Here is a 22,207-nt window from a genome sequence, read left to right on the forward strand (position 1 = left end):
CGATGCTAGTTGCCCAGCAGTGCCTGCGGAATCGCGTCCGGGGTCAGCCCCTCCGGATGCACAATGGTCCACCCGCCGCGCACGAGGTCCGCCTCGGCCTCCGCGTACGACGGGTCCGCCTCCAGCAGCAGCGCCACCTTCGCCTCGCGCCAGATCAGCGCGGTGGGCAGGCTGCCCAGCTCCTCGCCGATCTCGCTCGCCGGCGCCGCGTGCTGCGCGGCAAGCGTGCGCAGCGCCGCCACCACGGCCTCCTCGTCCTCGAATTCCTCGATCGCCTCGGCCCAGGCCCCAGCGACCTGCGGCGCGGGCTCCGCGGGCAGGGTTCGCTTCTCGACGCCCCCCGCACTCGTCTCCACACGCACACCCTGACCCGCAAGCCAGAGCACGTTGGCCATGCGCAGGTACTCGTTCCACGCGTCGGCCTCCAGCACGCCCGCGGAGGTGTCCATGAACAGGCGCTCGGGCGCGAACTCGGTTGGCGAAAGCGGGCGCAGGTCCAGGCACGCCCCGCTCGGCAAGGCAACGCGGACCATGGAATCGACCACGCTCTGCTGCCTGCCCGGCGCGCCCAGCACCAGCTCCGCCAGCCCGCGTCCCAGCGCGGGGAAGGTGGCGGTGCGCGGCGCCTTGAGGTAGCGCAGCAGCTGCTCCATGGGGGAGGCGAGGAGGAAGTCGACGGCGTCGCTGTCCAGCTTGGGCAGGCCCGAGATCGTCCGTCGCAGCTCCGCGGTGACCCACCAGGGGGCGGCGGCGTCGGCGCCCTCGCGCTCGAATCTGTCCAGGTCGGCGTCGGTGAGGTTCCACGGGATCGTGTCGTCCTCGTAGTGCAGGGTGGCGCGCTTGATCATGTCCTGCGGGAAGCGGAAGTGCGCCTGGCTGGCGTGGTAGGCGTAGCCGTCCGTGTACACGGCGACGGGGCGGACGTCGCCGCGGCGCCGGTGGGTGAACAGGAAGTCGGGGACCGTGTGCCCTTTATTCACCTGCTCCTTCATCACCCACTGCTCGCCGCTGGCGCCGGGGAACGTGATCTCCAGCTCCATGCGCCCGGCGTTCGGGCGATCCGTCACTGTGACGTTTCGGGCCTCGAGCGCGGCGCGCAGCACCTCGCGGAAGCGCAACTCCAGGGTGGAACCCTCGTCGGGCGCGGGCGGGGTGGTCTGCGGCTCCCACGGCACCGCGAGCGCGTCCGCGCCGTCGGCCGGGTGGGCCTCGTTGCGCAGGATGGCGCGGATGGCGCGCTCGGCCGCGCCGCGCGAGGTCACGTCCTTGTGGCGGAACTCGGTGTAGGGGAGCAGGCAGTGCGCGCAGGCGAGGCGCTCGTCGCTGTGGCACTCGCACGCCGCGACGCGCCGATACGCCTGCTCGAACAGGCCGCGGACCTGCTCCGGGGACGCGAACTGGGAGAGGTAGCCGGTGCCGCCCGGCACGCTGTCGTGCAGGAGCAGCGCCTCGATCACGCCGCCGCCCGCCGGGTTGGGCACCGTCACCGTGTCCACCTTGAGGTGCTCCGGGTCGCCGCCGAGCACCTCCTTGAAGCCCAGGCGCAGTGCCGCGGTGAGGCTGGGCACGGTGGCCTTGTCGCCGGCGGTGAGCGTGCGCGGGATGTGCAGCAGCACGCCCTGGGTGCGCAGCGAGCGGCCGAGCGCGGTGGTGACCGTGTCCTCGTCGCGCTCCTTGCGCTGCGGGCACCAGGGGCGGTGGTCCCACTTGCTGTTCTCGCCGCGGGCGGAGTCCACGTGGCCGCAGATGCGGCACAGGGTAAACAGGGGAGCCTCGACCTCGCGTCCACCGATCATGCGGCGTTGCGCCTGCCCCTTGCCCATGTTGAACCAGCTCAGGTCCGCCTGCGGCAGGTACTCTGCGCCGAAGCCGCCGCTTAAGTACCAGTGCCCGCCGTCGGGGGCGTGCTCGGGCACCGCGAAGGACATGGCGGTGTGGAAGAAGGTGGTGCGGCGCTCCTCGGCGGAGGCGTCGATGGTGGCGTTGCTGCGGTCCACCTCGGCGGCCACCTTGCGCATCTGGATCACGTCCATGAGCTGGCCCTTATCGGCGAACGCTGCCGCACCACACCGCGGGCACGCGCCCACAACGCCAGCGCCACCCGTAGCGGCAGCGCTCGCCCCGCCGACGGCGACGCGCTCACCGTAGGAGCAGGCGGGGCACAGGCGCCACTGCTCCACGTTCTGGCCGTCGAAGCCCATCTCCACCGAGTCGATGGTCGCGGCGATGCCGCGGGCGTAGAAGGTCGCGCCCGGTGCGAGTTCTTGCAACGCAGAGGACACGCCGCGTTGGAGCTCGAAGCTTTCCGGCATGAACTCCATGGTGGTGGGGTTGAGGTAGGAGATGGCCACGGCGAGTTCTACGGAGTCGTCGATAAGCGTGAAGTTGGGCAGCAGCCCGTAGCGTTCCAGGGCGGAGACCCAGCGCTCGCGGAGCGCGAGCTCGTGCAGGTCGCGCTGGGTGCGCTTGAGCGCGGCGCTGACGCTGCGCTTTTCACGCTCGAGGTCCTCGTCGACAAATTCGGTGTCCAGAGATGCGGCGGCGTTGGCATCGCGCTTCTTCAGCTCGGCCTCCACGTCGCGCAGCGCGGCGGCGCGATCTTGCAGCACTCGTACCTCGGCGTTCCACTGCTCGCGCGCGGCGGTCAGCGCCGCGGTAAGCGTCTCTGGGCCTTGTCCGGTAGCCCAGGCGCGGACGCGTTCCAACAGCTCCGGGTCGAGCTCCTCGCCAGACAGCGAGTCCAGGAACTGGTCCACCTTGTCTTCCACGCCCGCGGCGATGACCTCCTGCAACACGGAGACCAGGGGCCGATCGGCGTAGCCGAAGACCGACTTCGCGTCGGTGGGGTCGACGCCGAGGGACTCCAGGTCGGTGGCGTCGATGAGGTAGGCGGCGAGCTGGCGGTGCAGGATCTCGGTGGCGGAGAGGAAGGCGGCGGGCGGGGCGACGGCGCCGGCGATCACGCTGAGCGGCTCGTTGAGCTTGGACAGAGTGGGCCCGCGGCCTTGGACGAAGGCGAGGACGAGCGAGTTGCCGGTCAGTCGCCCGGCGCGCCCGACGCGCTGCACGTAGTTGGCCACGGTGGTGGGCAGCGAGGCGAGCATGACGGTGGACAGGTCGCCGATGTCAATACCCATCTCCAAGGTTGGGGTGGCTACCAGCACGTTTGGGGCGTCGGCGGCGGGGTTCGCGCCGCCGCGGAAGGCGTGTTCGAGCGCGAGCCGTTCCTCGGGCGGGACCAGGCTCGTGTGCTCCTTGGCCACGACGGTGCGCGGTTGGGCGGAGGTGTAGAGGCTCCAGTAGTAGTTGGGTTCGACGGGCAGTTCCTCGTAGGTGCCGGAGCAGCCGGGGGTTGCGCAGGGCTGGTCTTGCATAAGGTTTCGCGCATGCTTATCGACGCCCAACTGCGCGTGGCAGATCCCACACCGCAACAGCTTCGGTGCGGCCTCACTGGAGACCACGACCTGCTCCGGCTCGAGCGCGTAGATGGTCCCGCCGGTCTTGGTCTGCACGGGTGTGACCGCATTCCTGCTGGCCAGGGCCTTGAAGAAGTCGCGGAGGACGGCTGCGGCATCGTGGGGGGACAGCCCCAGCATGGTGGAGGTCCAGCGGGCGTAGCGGCCGCGCGGGCTGGACAGGGGAGTAATGCCGCGGTCCTTGTCGTTTAAGGATTCGCCCACACGCGGGAACTCGGGCGCACCGCCGCGGGGGAAGGCGGGCACGCCCTTGGACTTGGCCAGCCGGTTGTGCAGGTGCCAGCTGTTGCCGTCGTCGCGCAGGTAGGACTTCAGCCACGGGTGGTTGATCCCGCCGCGCTCGCGGACCTGCTCGACCAGGCCGCGCGCCCAGCGCAGCTGCACGTCGGCGTCGCCGCTGATGGTGGACTGCTCGGCGGCGTGAGATACGGCCTCGCGGGCGGCGGAGGCAAGCACGGCGTCCGGGATGTCCACGCCCACGTTCAGCGCGCCGGTGAGCGTCAGCGAGCGGGCCAGGTCAGCGCGCTGGCCGAACTCCAGGGCGACGTCGAAGGCGAGGCGCTGCTTCGCCTCACGGGTGGCGCTGCGGCGGGCCTGGGCATCCGCGCTGAAGTCCCAGAACGGGCGGTAGTTCACCGTGTCGGCCAGCTCCGGGGGCAGGAGCTCGTAGCGTGCGCGGGCGGGGTCGTTGTCGGGGGAGTGGTACACGGCGGCGTCGATAATGCGCTGCGGCATCTCGGCGAGGCTCACCGTCTCATCGCCCACGACCGCGTAGGTGAAGGTGCGCAGCGCGAACGCGTGGGAACGGGACTGGACAAAGCCGGCGCGGTGGGCGGCGTCCTGCACGGAGTCGGCGAAGACGAGCGTCTTCTTCTCGTCCTGATCCAGCTCGCCCATGCCGAAGAGGTTGGACAGCCCCACGGACAGCAGCGTGGCCACGCGCGAACCGATGAAGCGGATGGTGTCCGGCTCGCCGCACGACGGGCAGACCTGGTCCTTGGCGTAGTCGGCGGCGTCTTGGCCCGAGTAGGTGAGCACGGGCACGGAGGTGCCGCGCAAGAGCTCCTCCGCGCTGGGGGCGGCGGTGGACAGCGCGCGGGTCTCCGTGTGCAGCCACATGGGGGTGCGCTTGCCCTCGGGGTCGCGGGTGGCGGTGAAGTCCACACCGTCGGTGGTGGCCTGGCGCAGCTCGTTGATGGCGGTGATCAGGGGGCGCTGGCGCTCGATGTGCTCGATGGACTGCGTGCGGATCTCCGCCGGGTCCAGGATCGGCGCCTCGGTGCCCGGCTCCAGGCTGGTCATCCACCCGGCGCGCCCGCAGGCACGGCAGTAGCAGGCGGGCAGCCACACGGCGGGGGCTTGCTCGTCCGTGGCTTCGGCGGTGACGTCGGCGCCCTCGCCGACCACGCCGTCGTCGTACCAGCGGAACTCCTTGCCGTCCGCGGTGGGGGTCACGGCGCGGTCGATGCGCGATACCTCGCGCACCCACAGGTGCGTATCCACACCCGGCAGTCGCTTGCCCTCAAACCCGTACTTCTCGCCCGCGAGCGCGCGCAGGTGCGCCACCGCCGTGAGCAGGTGCGTGACAAACTCGGCGGCCTCGTCGCCCCTGAGCTGGCGCACCACTGCCTGCCCCAGCACCGCCTCCGGCAGGGCGGTCGCCTCGCCCGCGCGCGCCACCATCGGCCGCGCCTGCGCCGCTGCCTCGATGATCGCCCTGGTCAGCGGGTGTTGCGCGTACGCGGCGATCGTCGCCTCGAGCGCCTCGCCGCAGCCCCACACGCGCCTGCGAAACACGTCCAGCACCACCTCGGCGTGCTCGCGCCCCGTCGCGTCCCCCGCGATCGCGCCCAGCACCTCACGGATGGCGTCTACGCTGGGCATTTCGCCTATCGACGCCCCCTCATTCCCCCCATACGTCCCCGCCATCTCCGCCTGCCACTGGTCGAAGGTCAGCGCGGTTTCTCCGATCAGCGCGTCGGCGGGGAAGGGCTCGCCGAAGATGGTGCGCGCGAACTCCAGGATGCGGCCCGTATCGCCCTCGCCGCCCAGCGTGGCCGACGTGGCCACCGGCGTGACCCGGCCCAGCGGGTTGTCCGCGTACTCGCCCAGGAACCCGTCCGGCTGGTGCGACTTCAGCATGAGCCCCAGGCGGCGCAGGAGGAGCGCGACGTCGGTGCCCTGCGCGCCGTCGTAGGTGTGGAACTCATCGAGCACCAGGTACTGCAGGGAGGTGGCGCTCGCACGCCAGATGTCGCGGTCGGCGGGGCGCAGGAGCAGCTCATCCAGCATCTTGTAGTTGGTGAGCAGGATGTCCGGCGGGTTCTTGCGCAGGGTGTCGCGGTCCGTGATCAGCGAGTCCTCCGTCACCTTGGTCACGCCCGTGTTCTGGTCGCCGACGTAGATGCCGGCGTCCACGCCCTCCAGCCCCGCCTCCGAGGTGAGGAGGGCGGCCAGGCGGCTGGCCTGGTCGTTGGCCAGCGCATTCATGGGGTAGAGCAACAGCGCTTTGACGCCGCGCTGGCCCTTCTCCCGCATCCGCTTCGCGTGCGCGAGGATGGGGTAGAGGAAGGCCTCCGTCTTACCCGAGCCCGTGCCCGTGATCACCAGGGTGGGCTCTGGGCGACGCTCGCCCGCCTGGGTGCGGCTGCGCAGGCGCTGAAAAGCTTCTGCCTGGTGGTGATAGGGAGTAAACCAGGCGGGGAGCCACCCCAGCAGCCCCTCCCACTGCGTGGCGCGCGCATACGGCAGGCGGGTGCGCACGTAGGGGCCGCGGAACATGCCGGTCTCGGTGTCGTCCAGAAACGACCTCAGCGCCTTCGCAGTATCCGGGTTGGCCAGCGAGAACGTCGTGGTGAGGTACTCAGTGACGCCCTCAAGGACGTGCGCGGACGCGTGGACGGGAAGAAGAGTAGACACGTCTTCCTACTGTATTGGCCAACTAAAGACCGTGCATTAATGGGGAACAGGAATTCGTTGAATAATTACAAGATCGAGCAATCCAATCGCTCGCCTGCAATTGTGGCTCGAGTGCCTGTCCTGTGTCCGCTAGCGCGAAAAACCCAAGCCAGAACACCTTTGATTAGACAATTCAATGAAGATGTTCTCTGCAATTCATCACTGACATGCTCAATCTTCGCTATCTGGGTTGCAGCCAACTCTAAATCAGACTCAACATCCTTCATTCGGCAGGTTGACAAGCAATGACTCGTCAAATTCCCACGTTTCACTAGCCAGACCAATCAATGAATTATTCTTCTTCAGCATTACTTCAAGTTGCTTATAAAACTCAATTACTTCCTTCCGATTCCTCAAATCGGAAACCCAAGCGCGTGCTAGCCGAGTAAACCCACTTTCAAATCTCTTCCAAACCTGCTTATAGACCTCACGCTTCGCACGACCTTTGGGTTTATTTAAATTATCCGATAGGTAGTCGAGAACCACTTTTTCAAACACGCTATAGGAATAGCCCTCGTGACGCATTTGACGGCTATCCCAGAAGCTTCGCTCATCTTCCTTAATCTTTTTCCCGTATTCTACAAGAAACTTCTCCGGCGAATCCCCCCCAGGAAGAAATATCAATTTATTTGATTTATTGGCTGAGTTGCTTTGGTCTCCGTCAAGCACACCGAAGGCGGGCGTTTCAGCCCAGAGGTCTCTCACAGCAAACAACTGCTTCAGAATAGATGCCCCCATGTTAACTTCCACCAATCTCAACTTGGCGGCAATTTGAGTGAATCCTGGATCAACCTGCGACAGAATTCTAACGAGTTCATTGAATACAGTCCGCGCCTCAGCATCCTCCATCAGTACAAAAATCTCGTTGTTACTTAGGAGAGCTTCTCTAGTTAAAGTACTTAAATCCATTCTAAAACTAGCCATCGACGGCTCTTGTTCCAACTCTGCGCTTCCATTCGCAAGCGACCTAAAGTACAGAATATTATCTTTATGACGCAAGCCTTCCTCTAACACGTTAAAGCTGTGTGACGTAAAGAAGACTCTGATATTCCAATCTTTGGACTCTTTACGAAGCTTGCTCATGAGATCTATTTGCATCGCCGGATGCAATGTTGCGTCAAATTCATCAATTAACAGAACTGATGGACTTTTCTCGGTTTTCGTCGCGTACTCTTTCAGAGCTTGAAACGCATATAGTATTACGAATACATTATCTTGGCCTGCTGAAACTGTGTTTGAATCAACACCATCCGTCGTGGTGTCAAAACTACCTGCTAGCTTTCCCCCATCCCACGAACCCGTCTCAGTTTGCAGCAATTTTAGTCTCGCAATACGGCTGTACGCTTTCTTAAGTTCTTCCATCGACTCGTCAGATAGAACATGCCGTTTCTTGAACCTAATTTGATCATCAATTTCCCCTGGCGCTGACAGCCTCGAAAGCCCTAAGTAGATCGCAGGCACCGACGGAAGGCCCCACGGCTTAGATTGACTGTAGTAGGGAATAAGGCGATGTCGCGCGTCCTGTTTGGAGTTGTGCCTTCTGAAATCCAAACTCCTTCCGCCTTCATAACGGACAGTAAAAAGCGTGCCGACAGTACCTAGCGAGGGGTCGCTATATTTTGAGTCTCGGATCAGTTGTTCGACTTTAAGATTAAGTACTTTCGAGAATCCCGACAATAGCTTATTCCGTGCTACCTCCTCCATCCAGGGCAGACTACCCACTGGCCGTTGAAAAGCATTGCTAAGCAAATATAAAATGCTGCTTTTCCCGATGCCGTTAGCTCCACTAATGATGTTTAGTCCGGGAGAAAAAGGGATCTCGATGTCCGTGAAGCTTCTGTATGAAACTATTTTTATTGACTCAACGTGTCCGGACCAGGGTTCTTTAGAATTTGGAGTTGCTTGTTCAGAACTAGCGTTTTCACTATTCGAGGTCTCAGTCATGCTTTCTCCAATTCCGATGGAATTCTTAAATCTTTTGAAAAAAAGAGGTACTCCCTCTTGCTTTGCCTACTGTTCAAGGAGTAGCGAAGTGTCAGGTAGCGCATGCGCAATTCACGATAGATTTCTCGGGCCAATGGGTGTTCGTCGTAAGAGACGATAAACGCGCATCCGCTGTCTACAATCTGCCTGCTAAAGACACAATGGTCTTTTTGGGAGAAACTATTGTGGTAAAGGGCGGAGCCTTTGCCAATGTACGGAGGGTCAGCGTAAACAAAATGCTGATCCGATACCAACCTTAATTTCTCCAGCAAGATGCCGGCATCATCAGAAAATACCTGGATTTGCTCACGATGTTGATAGATTTTTTCGATTTTTTTACACAGATTGTCAATTGTTGTGGGCGTCAGACGCGCATCAAGTTTCGTCACACCACTTTGCGACTTCCCCCCAACTGGCCCGCCACGCAAAATTCCTGCGCGGTTTGTACGGTTAAGGAATAAGGTTGCGAACGCATGCTCTGGAGTCCATTGCTTAGACTCGTCTTCATAGATAGCACGTTGCATAACCCATGATTCCATGTCGACGGGCGTATCAAATAGGCGATCACAAAGGTAACCAGGCTCTGCAAGTACCGTTCGCCAAAAATTCGCAATGGCGGGATCAACATCATTCAAAATAATCGAAGGCACATCTCCTTCGAAGAGAAACTTGAGTGCCAATCCCGCACCACCAGCGAAAGGCTCTACATATGTCCGATCCGACATTTCGTTAACGCGGAGAATCGAAGCGATCTGTTCATATACCTGCGATTTTCCACCCGGATAGCGCAGTGGTGTGTGTGTAATCGGCACTCTTAAACCACCTCATGTCCTCAAAATGCAGGCGTCAACTTCAAATTCCAACTAGATTAATGGCTACATCTTACGCTAGATTCTTGGACAACGCTTCGATTCTTGCAGACAACAGGGAACTACTAGACCCTCCCACCTGGGGGTTCCCAGGGCTCAAGCGAGGGCCCGGGGAAATCTGTCACTCCCCAAGGCCCCAAAGGCCCGAAGCCCCAAGGGCCCCAACCCCCAAAATTCCCTGCCTAATCCAACTCAGCCAGCAACGCATCCAGCGTCGCCTCAGCGCCAACCTCGTGGAGCGACTTCAACACGCGGGCGTAGGGCTCGGTGAAACGCTCGTCGTCGACAAGGTCGCCGAAGACCTCGCGGTCGCGCAGGAAGGCGAGGACATCCTCGCGGGTGCCCTGCGCGGTTTCCTGCAGGCGATCCGCCATGCGGTCGACCACCTTGATCGGGTTGCCCTGCTCGTCCACACCCTCGGCGTAGCGGGCCCAGGACGCAACGATCGCGGCCGACAGCGTCACGGGAGCCGCGCCGGATTCCAGGTTCTCGCGCACGACCGGGAGCAGCCACTTCGGGATACGGTCCGAGGACTCCGCGCACAGGCGCGCGACGGTGTCCTTCACCGCGGCGTTGCCGAAGCGGGCGATGAGCTGGTGGCGGTAGGCGTCCAGGTCCACGCCCGGCAGCGGCCGCAGCGACGGGGTGCCCTCGCGCTCCATGTAGGCAAGCAGGAAGTCGCGGAAGCGCTTGTCCGCCATCACATCGTGGACAAACTCGTGGCCGGCGAGGTGGCCGAAGTAGCACAGGCCCTGGTGGGAGGCGTTGAGGAGGCGGAGCTTCATCAGCTCGTAGGGCACGACATCTTGGACAAGCTCAACGCCCACCTTGCCGTAGTCGGGGCGGCCGGCGACGAAATTGTCCTCCAGCACCCACTGGGTAAAGTCCTCGCACACCACGGGCCACTCGTCGACGTAGCTGAACTTCTGGGTGATGTCGGCGCGGTCGCCGTCCGTCGTCTCCGGGGTGATGCGGTCCACCATGGAGTTGGGGAAGGTCACGTTGTCCTCGATCCACTCGGCGAGCCCCGGGGAGACGGCGGTGGCGAAGGCGTGGAACATGCGCTGCGCCATGTGGCCGTTGCCCTGGATGTTGTCGCAGGACATGATGGTGAACGGGCGGGTGCCGCGCTCCTTGCGGGTGAGTATCGCCGCGGTGATCAGGCCGTAGAAGGTGGTCAGGGAGGCGAAGTCGCCTGCCTGCAGCGCCTCGATGTCGGCCGCGATGTGCGGGTTGTGCAGGTCAAACTCGCCGCGGACGTGGTCGAAGTTGTAGCCGCCCTCGGTGACCGTGAGCGAGACGATCTTGATCTGCTCATCCGCAAGCTTATCGACGGCCACCTGCGGGTCGTCCGGCGCAAAGACGTAATCAATGATGGAGCCGACCACGCGCGCGTGCTCCGAGCCGTCCGGCGCCTTCTCGGTGACGGTGTAGAGGCAGTCCTGGGACTTCAGGGCGTCGCGCATGCGGGAATCGCCAGGCATGACGCCCATGCCGACGATGCCCCAGTCGGTGTTCAGGCCCTGGGAGAGGAGCTTGTCCAGGTAGAGAGCCTGGTGGGCGCGGTGGAAGCCGCCGACGCCGAAGTGGACGATGCCGGGGGTGACGGCGGAGCGGTCGTAGGTGGGGACGGCGACGTCGGTGCTTTCAGCGATCTGCTGCAGGGTGTCGTTGGAGAGGTGGATGGTCATGGTGCTTCCTTAAGCAAGTGAGGTGGTGTGGGGGACGCCGTCGAAACCGGGCTGCGTGCCCTTGAGCTGGGTGCCCATCCAGGCGGCGAGGAGGAACAGGGCGCAGAAGATGAGGATCAGGCCGGTGGCGCCCACGAGCGGGTAGAACACGGCCACCAGCAGCGGGCCGGCCGCGACCGCCCCGCCGACGCCCAAGTTGTAGGCGGCCATGGCGGCACCGGGGCGCTCCGGGTTGAGCGAGACGGCGATGGGGGAGAGCGGGACGAACCCGGCCAGGGCCACGCCGAGGAGGCAGGCCGCGACCAGCGAGAGGGCGAAGCCGACGCCGTCGGGCAGGCCCGCGTCCACGGAGAGCATCGGGACGAAGTACACCAGCGCGAGCGCGATGCAGCAGGAGATGGCGCCGGCCCAGACGACGGTCTTGGACCAGCCGATCTTGTCGCCGACGATGCCAAACAGCGGGTTGAACGGCAGGTTGACCAGGTAGATCACCGTGGTCATGATGAGGAACCACTCAAGCGGCCAGTCCAGCCGCTCGGAGAAGTACGCCGGGAAGAACACCGCCATGGCGTAGGTGGGGATGGAGTTGATGGTGCGGATGACGGCGACGTAGATGGCGCGCTTGTCGCGGGCGAGGAGACGGAAGGACTCGCCAAGCGTGTCGCGGATGTCGTCCGGGTTCTCCACCAGCGGCTTGCGGCCGCGCGCTTCCTTCACGCCCAGCAGCGCGATGAGCGCGCCAATAACGACGAGAGCCAGCGAAATCCACAGCGTCTGATAGAAGGAGAGGTGGAAGACGCCGATGGAGACGGTGGCCACGAGCGCGCCCAGCGTGGGCAGGCCCGCGGAGAAGCCGACGTAGAACCAGCCGGTGCCCGCGCCGCGGTGCTCCGGCGCGGAGACGGCGGTGATCCACACCAGGAAGGCGTAGGCGAAGAGCGGGTAGCCGAACCCGCGCAGTCCATACAGCGCGAAGATGAGGAACTTGCTGTTCATCGGCAGTGCGACGGTAAGCAGTAGCACCTCCAGCACTACCCAGATGGCGGCGCCGATGATCATCACCTTGCGCGGCCCCCACAGGTCCGACAGGGCGGCGGCGGAGAACGCGGCGATGGCCACGCTCACGCCGTACACGGTGACCAGGGTGCCCACGAGGGAGACGTTGAAGCCGTGCTCGCCGGAGAGGAACGGTTCCAGGATGTTGGTTTCTACCCCGTCGCCGATCATGAAGATGGTGAGGCCAACAAAGCCCCACAGCAGCGGTCGGGGGAAGCCAAGCCGATCGGCCCAGTCTTTGGGCCGTGTTGCTTGTGTTTGCAAGATTTGCTCCAGCCTGCAGTAAGAATGTGAATGGTGTAGATCACATGACTGCGGATGTGTGTGACCTAGATCAACAGGTAGCACCGCTTTCACATTTAATGCAACATCCTGTGAAATATTTTGTAAATATCCGCCCCCGCACAGGGGTATTGCCACACCGAAAGCAACATTGCGTAACACGCCAATGTTAGATTTTGTGGCAGCTGCGGACCCACCCCAGGACGAAAGTACGCACATGAGCCAACAAACACTCCGCCAGGCGGCGCTAATGGACGAGCTCCGCCTGCGGGGCGACACAAAGACGGTTGACCTCGCCGACACGCTGGGCGTGAGCTCGATGACGGTCCACCGCGACCTCCGGGCCCTGGCCTCGGTGGGCAAGGTGGAGCTCTTCCGCGGCGGCGCGCGCCTGAAACACGGCGAGTTCCGCGAACGCGACGTGGCCATCCGCCGCGCCACCAACACGCAGGTCAAGCAGGCGCTGGCCACCCGGGCCGCGGCGCTCATTGAGCCCGGCATGGTCATCGCCCTCGACGACTCGACCACCGTCGGCGCGATGGTCGACGCGGCGCTGGACGCCCACCCGGCCGGCCTGATCACCCACTCGTTGTCGGTGCTCAGCCACATCGCCACCACCGCCCGCCCGCAGGAGGGCCTGGTGCTCACCGGGCTGGGCGGGCGCTACGTCGCCGCCACCGACTCCTTCCTCGGCGCCTCCACGTGCCGGGCGATGGACACGCTGACCGCGTCGATGTCCTTTGTCTCCACCACCGCCATCAACGGCGACGCGCTCTGCCACCCGGACGAGGACGCCGCGGTGACCAAGACGGCGCTCATCGGGTTGGGCCAGCGCAAGGTCCTCGTGGTGGATTCTTCCAAGTTCGCGGTGGAGGGGATGCACTTCGTCGCAAAGCTCTCTGCCTTCGACGACATCGTCATTGACCAACACACCACCGACCAACACAACCGCGTCCTGGAGGAGTCCGGCGCCACGATCCACGTCGTGCGCACCGACGAGCCCGCGCGCGCCACCACAACCGCAAGCTAGGAGCCACTATGTCATTTGTACTCGGAATTGATTCGTCCACCCAGTCGACGAAGGCGCTGCTTGTGGATGCCGCCTCGGGCGAGGTCATCGACCAGCGCCGCGCCGCCCACCCCACGGGCACGCAGGTGGATCCGACCGCCTGGCTGGACGCGATGCGCGAGGCCACCGCGGGCCTGCTCGAGCGCGCCGACGCCGTGGCCGTGGGCGGCCAGCAGCACGGCATGGTCGCGCTCGACCGCGACAACCAGGTGGTGCGCAAGGCCATGTTGTGGAACGACACCTCGTCGGCGCCGCAGGCACGCACGCTTATCGACGAGCTCGGCGGACCCCGGGCCTCCGCCGAGAAGGTGGGCAGCGTGCTGGTCGCATCCTTCACCGGCACGAAGCTGCGCTGGATGCGCGACCACGAGCCGGACAACGCCCAGCGCACGGCCTCGGTCTGCCTGCCGCACGACTACCTCACCTGGCATTTGGGCGGGCGCGAGTGCTTGACGACGGACCACGGCGACGCCTCCGGCACCGGCTACTACTCCACCCGCGACCGCGTCTTCCTCCCCGAGCTGGCGGAGCGGTACCTCGGCTCCCAGGTGGCGCTGCCGCGGATTGCGGAGCCGAGCGAGATCGTGGGCACCACCGCGAGCGGCGCCAAGGTCGCGGCCGGCACCGGCGACAACATGGCAGCCGCGCTGGGGATGAGCCTGGAGCCCGGCGACGTGTGCGTGTCCATCGGCACCTCAGGGGTGGCCAGCGCGGTCTCCACCAAGAGCGTGCACGACAAGACCGGCGGCGTGACGGGCTTTTGCGACGCCACCGGCAACTACCTGCCGCTGGCCTGCACCCTCAACGGCGCGAAGGTGCTGGACTTCGCCGCGACCATGCTGGGCGTGGACCACCAACAGCTGGCGGAGCTGGCGCTGGCAGGCACGCCCGGCGCGCACGGTGTGACGCTCCTGCCGTACCTGGATGGCGAGCGCACCCCGAACCGGCCCAACGCGAAGGGCCAGTTCTACGGCATCACCACAACCACCAGCCGCGAGGACATCGCGCGCGCCGTGGTGGAGGGCCTGCTGTGCTCCATGCGCGACGCGATCGAGGCGCTGCAGCGCGCCACCGGCGTGACCACGGAGCGCGTCCTGCTCATCGGCGGCGGCGCGAAGAGCGAGGCGGTGCAAAAGATCGCCCCGACCATCTTCGGTGCCCCGGTGGTGGTGCCCAAGGCGTCCGAGTTCGTCGCGCTCGGCGCGGCCCGCCAGGCAGCGTGGGCGCTCTCGGACGAGGCGGAGCCGCCGCAATGGGGCGTGCATGATGCACAGACCTACGAGGGGACCTACTCCGAGCAGGCCGTTGCGCAGTACGAAGCGCTTCGCGACGCCACCGAGCACTTCGACGAGTTCGGCCAGGAGTCCTAGAGGCGCCGGAGGATGAGGTCGGCGGTATCCTCCGGGCCTGCCGACTACCCCCAAGCGTGAACGAATGTCACAAACGCTTGTGCATGAACTTCCGACTGCCCTATACTTCCACCCCATAGTTACGTGCATCACATGCATTGCAAAGGAGTGACAGTGGAAGCCACACAACACGAAGAGAGGCCAGTCACTAAATGGGACCTGGCCGGCATTCCAGATCCAATTAAGTGGGGCTTCCCAGCTGTCCTACTCTTCATGACGGCGGTGGGTGTGGAATCCAACTTCCTCACACCCCACCTCGTCGCCGGTCTGAACACCTCTGAAGCCACGGTCTCCTGGGTTATCACCGGCTACTCCTTGACCGTTCTCGTCGCGAGTTACTTGTCCGGTGCGCTGGCCGACCTCTTCGGCCCGAAGCGAGTCATGCTCGCCGGAGCGGCAGTGTTCATCGTCTTCCAATTCGCATTCATTTTTGCTATCAGCACCGGCAACCTCCACTTGGTCGGCCTGACGTACTTCATCCGCGGCTTCGGGTTCCCCCTGTTCGCCTTCGCGTTCCTCGTCTGGATCAACCACCTTGCCCGACCATCAAAGCTGGGCACGGCGATTGGCTGGTTTTACGTCATGTTCACGGGCGGGCTCCCCACGCTCGGCTCGCTGGTCGCCTTCGGTGTTATTCCGGCCTTTGGGGGTGGCTTTGTCGGTGAGACTGCTGCCCTCTACATGTCCATCGCGCTCGCTGCCGTCGGCACAGCCCTCGCGTGGTTCGGGTGCCGGGACCAGACAGGATTGCGCCGACTCGCAGAGCCTGCCATGTCCAATTCCGAGGTACTCATGTCTGGCCTGCAGCTGCTAGTGTCCAACAGCAAGGTCCGCGACGGCTTCCTTGTCCGCATGATCAACACGGCACCGCAGTTCGGCATGTTCATCATCCTCCCCGCCGTGATCTCCGATGAGCTCGGATGGGGCCAATCCCGCTGGCTGATGATGACGGTGATCGTCTACGCCGGCAATATCCTGTTCAACGCAGTGTTCGGCGCTATTGGAGATAAGCACGGTTGGGTGTCCACGGTCCGCTACTTTGGCATCTTGGCCTCGTCCATTGCACTCCTGGCCTGGTGGTACGTTCCGCACTGGGTTGAGCCCGGCTCCACCTCCGGCTACGTCCTTGCCGTCATTGCCGGTACCGCGTACGGCATCTTCTTGGCGGGGTTTGTCCCGATGGGAGCAATCGTCGCCGCGAACGCGCCTGGCCAGGAGGGCGGCGCCATGGCGATGTACACTACCGCCGCCGGTGGCGCGACCTTCCTTGGTTCGCTTGTAGTCGCCGTGGTACTCAACGTGACCGGCTGGTTCAACCTCGGCAGCTACGCACAAAACACAGCCGTTGTCTGGGCTTTCGTGGCACTGTACGCCGTCGCCTTCATCTTGGTGGGACGCCTGCGCACGCGACAGGACGACCCCGAGTACCGGAAAGAATTGAAGCGCAAGGACGCCGCTCTAGTCGATGCCGCCTAGCCGGGCGAAGTCCTGCACACGATAGTGGCCGACTGGTTACCGCTACATCCTGCGAAGGATCAACTCTGCGGTGGCCACGTCGGTCACTAGCTTTTTAAAGAAGCCCGCTCGGGCGGCCACGATGATGCTTTCCACTTTCTTGGGGCCGACTGCGCAGCCCAGTGTCTCCGGGATGGCCATCAATTGCTCGCGCGAAATGTGCACCGTGCGTTCCGAGTTTGGGAAGCTCAGTTCGCGCCCCTGGGAATCAAAGAAGTGGAGGCACACGTCCCCGACGGCCGAGGGGAGCGCATCCTTCGGAATGGCCTGAGAGATGGACACGCGGCCCGTCGTGCGGGAACCAATGCCAACGATGGCTCCACGCGCTCGCTCCCACTGTGCTCGGACATTCAGGAAAGACTCGTCTTTTTGCAGCGCTTCAAACACCGGCGCAGACGGGATCGCCTCCGCGAAGAGCGCCGTGTATTCCGCGTTGGAATTCAAGGCGAGGCGTCGCACCGTTTCGTTGGTCTGGTACCACACCTCGGGTTCGTGGGCCCCTCCCACCGCGGGGACGAGTTTGGTGTAATCCAGGCCGCTACATTGCATGTTTGCTATCCCCGCTGTTGCCATTCCTGACGCAACCACGACGGAATCGCCCGGACGTAGGTTCATCTCTTTCAGCGCAGTCTGCACCGCAGGCTCCATGCCGTAATCAAACGCGGGAGACTGCGAACCTGGAGCCAGGTAGACGCAACGCAGCCCAAGCGCATCCGCCAGCTCGCGCGCCAGTGGAGTCATGGTCGTCGCGCTGGGACGCACCACCCGGATCTGCACAATTCCGGCTTCACGGGCGCGTGACAGCAAGCGCGACACGGTTGGGCGAGAGACACCTAATGCAGCCGCGACCTGGGATTGCCCCAATCCAACCTCGTAGTAGAGCCGTGCCGCCTCATAGAGTTTGCCCTCATCTGCGTCTTCCATGCCTGGGATTCTATGGGGTCTTCGGACACAGCGAAAGCGCACGCACAAAAGTGCTTGACATGCGTTCAAGCAGGTCATAGTGTGTTATCTGCAACACTTTTTCATCTCAAATGAGAGGCCTCGCAATGAACCTACCTTCTGAAATGCGCGCCGTGGTCTGCCACGGCCCGGAGGACTACCGGTTGGAAACCCGCCCGGTGCCTACCCTCGGGGAAGACGACATTCTGATTCAGGTCGAGGCCGTGGGCGTCTGCGCATCGGATCTGAAGTGCTACCACGGCGCCGCCAAGTTCTGGGGCGGAGATGGACGCGAGCAGTGGGCCCAGGAAAACGTCATCTCTGGCCACGAGATCACCGGCACTGTGGTCAAGGGCTCCGAGTCGGGGCTGAACTTCCACGGTGTCGAGGTTGGTGACCGCGTGGTCGTCGAGCAGATCGTTCCGTGTGGCGAGTGCCGCTACTGCAACCGTGGCGAGTACTGGATGTGCGGTCCCCACGACATGTTCGGCTTCCGCAACTTCGACGGCGGCATGGCTGAATACATGCTGATCCCAACCCGAGGCCTCGTGCATAAGATCTCCAATGAGATCCCGGCCCATCACGCCGCCTTCACAGAGCCGCTTTCGTGCGCGCTGCACGCTGTTGAGCGCGCGCAGCTCCAGTTCGAGGACACCCTGGTCATCGCTGGTGCAGGCCCGATTGGCCTCGGCGTCATCGCAGGTGCCCGCCAGAAGAACCCGCTGCGCATCATCGCCCTGGATATGGACGACAAGAAGCTTGAGCTGGCGAAGCGTTGCGGTGCGGACCTGACCATCAACATCCGTAACGAGGACGCTGTTGCGAAGGTCAAGGAGCTTACCGACGGCTACGGCGCCGATGTCTACATCGAGGCCACCGGCCACCCGTCCGGTGTGGTGCAGGGCCTGGAGATGCTGCGCAAGCTGGGCCGCTTTGTGGAGTACTCCGTCTTTGGCTCCGAGACCTCCGTGGACTGGTCGATCATCTCTGATGACAAGGAGCTCGACGTCTACGGCGCGCACCTCGGCCCCCACACCTGGCCCGCCGCGATCAAGCTCATCGAGTCTGGCACGCTGCCACTCGACGACATCTGCACCGACCAATTCGGCCTGGAACAGTTCCAGGACGCGCTTGATCTGGTCGGCGACTCCAGCGGGGCATCGGTGAAGGTGTCCATTCTGCCGCAGAAGTAGGTTCCAATGACCAAGCTTTTCCTGGACCCTGCCGAGTTCTCGGAGGACCAACTCGACGGGTTTGTTGACCTGTATTCAGACCGGCTCACGCGCGTCACTGGCGGAGTTGTCACGCATCCGCCGAAGGAACCTCAAGTCGCGGTGGTCGTGGGCGGTGGCTCTGGCCACTACCCGGCCTTCGCAGGCCTAGTTGGGCCGGGGTTTGCATCCGGCGCTGTGGTGGGAAACATCTTTACCTCACCGTCTGCTGCGCACGTTTATTCCGTGGCAAAGGCTGCGAACCAAGGCAAGGGCGTCATCCTTACGTTTGGCAATTACGCAGGCGACAACATGAACTTTGGCATCGCGGCCAAGCGTCTCAACGCAGAGGGGATTGATACCCGCATTGTCGTTGTCACTGATGACGTCGCCTCTGCCTCCACGCCCGAAGACCGACGCGGTATCGCCGGTGACTTCACTGTTTTCAAGGCCATGAGTGCAGCTGCCGCGGCCGGCAAGTCCCTCGACGAGGTAGAGCGAATTGGCCGCCACGCCAACGACATGACCCGAACGATGGGTGTGGCGTTCTCCGGGTGCACGATGCCTGGCGCCACTGAACCGCTTTTCGACGTCCCACAGGGAAAAATGGGAGTCGGTCTAGGCATTCACGGCGAGCCGGGAATCAAGGACGAAACGATCGGAGACGCTGAGGAGATCGCTGATCTGCTGGTCAGCCACGTCCTCGACGCTGAGCCGAGCGACGCTGCGTCTGACCGCGTCGCGGTGATCCTCAACGGGTTGGGCGCGACGAAGTACGAAGAGTTGTTCCTCACGTACGGCAAGGTCGCGGCCAAGCTTCGCGCCGCGGGTTTTTCCATCGTCGAGCCGGAGGTGGGCGAGCTTGTGACCAGCCTGGACATGGGTGGAATCTCGCTGACGCTCATGTGGCTCGACGATGAGCTTGAAGCAGCGTGGCACGCGGAGGCATACGCCTGCGGTTACCGCAAGAGCCACGCACCGCTGAAGACGCTCGATCCGACTGCCGTCAGTACCGCGACCAATGAGGCTGAGGTGGAGCTCACCGAACCGGAGGGCGATGCTGTCGCGGTGGCCGAGCAGGTACGGCGCGGCATCGGCATCGTCGCCCAGCTGATGAAGGATCAGGAGTCTCACCTGGGCAAGATCGACGCCATCGCCGGTGACGGCGACCACGGCCGCGGCATGGTGCGCGGCACTTCCGCGGCACAGAACGCGGTGGACAAGCTGGTGGCAAAAGCCGGCTTCACCCCTTCCTCGTCGGACCAGCTCCGTACCGCCGGTGCTGCGTGGGCTCTCGAAGCCGGAGGCACGTCTGGCGTCCTGTGGGGCGCTGGTTTGGAGGCCGCCGCCGGTACCTCCACCGTGACAGAAGGAGTCGCCGCGTTTGCAGACACGGTCCAGCAGCTTGGCGGGGCGCAGGTCGGTGACAAGACGCTGCTTGACGCACTCATCCCGTTCCGCGATGCGCTTGCCGCTGGATCGTCATTCAGCGATGCTGCGGATGTCGCGGTGAAGGCCGCGGAGGCGACCTCTGATCTGGTGCCGCGCAAGGGCCGCGCCGCGCCCCTTGCCGAAAAGTCCGTTGGACACCCCGACGCAGGTGCGATCTCATTCTCCATGATCGCGCAGCGTCTTGCTGAAGAATTCACCCAAGAAGCAAACTGATAGGAGCGAACGATGACAGAAAAGCTGCGCATGATCGTCGGATGCGACGACGCTGGATTGCAGTACAAGGAGGAGATCAGGAAGCTCCTCGAGGCTGATGAGCGCGTCGAGTCTGTGACGGACATCGGAGTGAACGAAGACGAGCACACGCCGTACCCGTCCGTAGCTATCGAGGCCGGCGAGCGGATTGCGAAGGGCGATGCTGACCGCGCGGTGCTCATCTGCGGAACCGGCCTTGGCGTGGCAATCTCCGCCAACAAGGTCAAGGGAATCCGTGCGGTCACCGCGCACGACTCCTTCTCCGTGGAGCGCTCCATCCTGTCCAACAACGCGCAGGTGCTGTGCATGGGGCAGCGCGTTGTGGGTATTGAGTTGGCGAAGCGTCTGGTGGGCGAGTGGATCGGCTACGTCTTTGACGTCAATTCCCCGTCCGCCAAGAAGGTCCAGGTCATTACCGACTTTGAGGCTGGCTGCTAAACCGGCTTCGCCCCTACCCCCGAGCCGCCAGGTTGTGCATGATGCCTGCCGTGCTCGGGTATAGCTTTTTGTAGTCCTGGTACAGCGCATCGAAGTCGAAGTCCGCGGACGGCACGAACTCCTTGCTCACCGGGTTCCACGCATCGATGCTGTCCGCCATCCCGATGGTTTGGGCGACCATGAAGGCATCGCCTAGCGACGCCCCAATGTGGTACTTCCGGCGCGTCTGCACTCGCCCCGTCACGTCGGTGACAATTTGCGGCCACAGGTCCGCGGTGAGCCCGCCGCCGGCGCAGGCGATGCGGTCAATGCGCAGGCCGGACTGCTCCATCACCTCGATGTTGTGGCGCACCGCCAGCGCTGTTCCCTCGAGCGCCGCGCGGTACAGGTGCCCGCGGGTGTGGTGCAGCCGCAGGCCCGCGATGACGCCGCGCGCGTCCGGGTCCTGGATGGGCGTGCGCTCGCCCTCGAAGTAGGGCAGGACCAGCAGGCCTTCTGAGCCCGCGGGCACGGCCGCCGCCTCCTTGGTCAGCACGCTGTAGTCCGTCTCGCCGGTGAGCTGGCGCATCCAGTCCGTGAGCGAGCCGGAGGTGGCCAGGCCCCCGGCCATGTTGTAGATGCCCGGGCGCGTGCCCGTCGTCCCCCACATAGACGCGTGGCGGACGCGGTGGTCCGCGTTGCCCACGAGGAAGAGCGTGGTGCCGTACATCAGGAACAGTTCGTCGGCGTTGACTGCGCCGACTGATTCCTGCTCGGCCCAGGCGTCGATAGTCCCTGCGATGACCGGCACCCCGGCCTCGATGCCGGGAATTCCCAGGTCGGCGCGGGTGGTGCCGGCGATCTCGCTACTCCACAGCAGTGTCGGCGGGAGCGTGTTCGGCGCGATTTCGGCCCACACCGCCTTGTCCCACTCGCGGGTTTGCGGGTCATACAGCGGGGTGCACTGGCTGGCAGACTGGCGGTCAAGCACGTATTCGCCGGTCAGTTGCTTAACGACGTAGCTCGCCGGCATATAGAACAGCGACTCCCGCTCCCGCAGCTGCGGGAAATGGCGGTAGAACCACGCGAACTTGGGGCCGGCCGCCTGGGTGGTCAGGCACGAGTCGCGGGCCTCAAGCAGCGAGTCGGCGCCGAACCGCTGGGTCAGCTCCTGGATGTCCGTCCTCGCGCGCGCGTCGACGCCGTAGAGCGCGGCCTCCGCAACCGGGACATCGCTGGAATCCGTGAGCGCGACGCACGGGCCCATGCCGGAGACCCCGATGCCGGCGAGGTGCACATCGACGCTGCCCAGCAGCTTCGCGGCCAGGGAGCCGAACTCCTTGAACCAGATGCGCGCGTCCATGGACACGATCCCGTCCGGGGTGCGCGACACCGCGTGCTCGCAGGTCTCGCTGGCCAGGACGGTGCCGTCCGACGCTACGAGCACCGCCTTCGAGCTCGAGGTACCGACGTCAAACCCCAGGACTGCTTCTTGGCTCATACTCACTCCTCTGGATCGGAAGGGTTCTGCCCATTATCGCAGGGTCACTCCCACAATCCAGTTCCCGACAATCGCACACACTCAGATCGATCTACGCACGGCAAAACCGCGGCACACGGGTCTT

At 64.0% G+C, this 22,207-nt stretch carries 13 protein-coding genes and 1 pseudogene; 6 read left to right on the forward strand and 8 right to left on the reverse strand.

The features are described 5' to 3' along the window. Positions 1 to 5: 5 nt before the first annotated feature. The 5 genes from CKJ85_RS06680 to CKJ85_RS06700 all read right to left on the reverse strand — a co-directional run bounded on the left by CKJ85_RS06680 (position 6) and on the right by CKJ85_RS06700 (position 12,300). Positions 6 to 6,395: a DEAD/DEAH box helicase gene (locus tag CKJ85_RS06680; protein WP_095553824.1), complete on the reverse strand. Its 6,390-nt coding sequence runs from the start codon at positions 6,393 to 6,395 to the stop codon at positions 6 to 8. 252 nt (positions 6,396 to 6,647) lie between these two features. Then, a complete protein-coding gene (locus tag CKJ85_RS06685) occupies positions 6,648 to 8,378 on the reverse strand; it encodes an ATP-dependent endonuclease (protein WP_095553825.1) in 1,731 nt (576 codons plus the stop codon). Then, entirely contained in the window at positions 8,375 to 9,229 is an 855-nt protein-coding gene (locus CKJ85_RS12005) for a DNA adenine methylase (RefSeq protein ID WP_095553826.1), read from the reverse strand. The genes CKJ85_RS06685 and CKJ85_RS12005 overlap by 4 nt, the downstream gene beginning before the upstream one ends. A gap of 239 nt (positions 9,230 to 9,468) precedes the next feature. Further along, the gene (locus CKJ85_RS06695) at positions 9,469 to 10,977 is read right to left on the reverse strand and encodes a mannitol dehydrogenase family protein (RefSeq protein WP_095553827.1); all 1,509 of its coding nucleotides are present in this window, start codon (positions 10,975 to 10,977) and stop codon (positions 9,469 to 9,471) included. A gap of 9 nt (positions 10,978 to 10,986) precedes the next feature. After that, positions 10,987 to 12,300 carry an RbtT/DalT/CsbX family MFS transporter gene (locus CKJ85_RS06700; RefSeq protein ID WP_369825030.1) on the reverse strand — a complete coding sequence of 438 codons (1,314 nt, stop codon included), beginning with the start codon at positions 12,298 to 12,300 and terminating at the stop codon, positions 10,987 to 10,989. 232 nt (positions 12,301 to 12,532) lie between these two features. Between CKJ85_RS06700 and CKJ85_RS06705 the strand changes: the two genes are divergently transcribed. The 3 genes from CKJ85_RS06705 (at position 12,533) to CKJ85_RS06715 (ending at position 16,269) form a co-directional block, all read left to right on the forward strand. Beyond that, a complete protein-coding gene (locus CKJ85_RS06705) occupies positions 12,533 to 13,345 on the forward strand; it encodes a DeoR/GlpR family DNA-binding transcription regulator (RefSeq protein ID WP_095553829.1) in 813 nt (270 codons plus the stop codon). An 8-nt stretch (positions 13,346 to 13,353) separates the two neighbouring features. Beyond that, positions 13,354 to 14,754, forward strand: coding sequence for a xylulokinase (xylB, locus tag CKJ85_RS06710; protein WP_095553830.1), 1,401 nt, complete (start codon positions 13,354 to 13,356; stop codon positions 14,752 to 14,754). Between the two features lie 132 nt (positions 14,755 to 14,886). Next, entirely contained in the window at positions 14,887 to 16,269 is a 1,383-nt protein-coding gene (locus tag CKJ85_RS06715) for an RbtT/DalT/CsbX family MFS transporter (protein WP_095553831.1), read from the forward strand. Positions 16,270 to 16,311: 42 nt separating this feature from the next. Here CKJ85_RS06715 and CKJ85_RS06720 read toward each other — a convergent pair whose 3' ends face one another. Next, positions 16,312 to 17,049 carry a sugar-binding domain-containing protein gene (locus CKJ85_RS06720; RefSeq protein WP_369801161.1) on the reverse strand — a complete coding sequence of 246 codons (738 nt, stop codon included), beginning with the start codon at positions 17,047 to 17,049 and terminating at the stop codon, positions 16,312 to 16,314. A gap of 36 nt (positions 17,050 to 17,085) precedes the next feature. Continuing rightward, positions 17,086 to 17,232 (reverse strand): annotated as a pseudogene (locus tag CKJ85_RS12370) (helix-turn-helix domain-containing protein); the annotation flags it as partial. Between the two features lie 125 nt (positions 17,233 to 17,357). Between CKJ85_RS12370 and CKJ85_RS06725 the strand changes: the two are divergent. From CKJ85_RS06725 to CKJ85_RS06735, 3 genes are read left to right on the forward strand one after another with little or no spacing between them, the layout of a single operon-like run. Beyond that, positions 17,358 to 18,443, forward strand: a complete 1,086-nt coding sequence (locus tag CKJ85_RS06725) for an alcohol dehydrogenase catalytic domain-containing protein (RefSeq protein WP_304441676.1) — start codon at positions 17,358 to 17,360, stop codon at positions 18,441 to 18,443. Positions 18,444 to 18,449: 6 nt separating this feature from the next. Next, positions 18,450 to 20,126 carry a dihydroxyacetone kinase family protein gene (locus CKJ85_RS06730; protein WP_095553833.1) on the forward strand — a complete coding sequence of 559 codons (1,677 nt, stop codon included), beginning with the start codon at positions 18,450 to 18,452 and terminating at the stop codon, positions 20,124 to 20,126. A gap of 12 nt (positions 20,127 to 20,138) precedes the next feature. Further along, a complete protein-coding gene (locus CKJ85_RS06735) occupies positions 20,139 to 20,603 on the forward strand; it encodes a ribose-5-phosphate isomerase (protein ID WP_095553834.1) in 465 nt (154 codons plus the stop codon). Positions 20,604 to 20,616: 13 nt separating this feature from the next. On the opposite strand, the gene CKJ85_RS06740 is transcribed toward CKJ85_RS06735, so the two are convergent. Further along, positions 20,617 to 22,083 carry an FGGY-family carbohydrate kinase gene (locus tag CKJ85_RS06740; protein WP_095553835.1) on the reverse strand — a complete coding sequence of 489 codons (1,467 nt, stop codon included), beginning with the start codon at positions 22,081 to 22,083 and terminating at the stop codon, positions 20,617 to 20,619. Between the last annotated feature and the right edge of the window lie 124 nt (positions 22,084 to 22,207).

The sequence above is a fragment of the Corynebacterium sp. NML 150383 genome (assembly GCF_002285085.1).
Classification (GTDB): Bacteria; Actinomycetota; Actinomycetes; order Mycobacteriales; family Mycobacteriaceae; genus Corynebacterium; species Corynebacterium gottingense.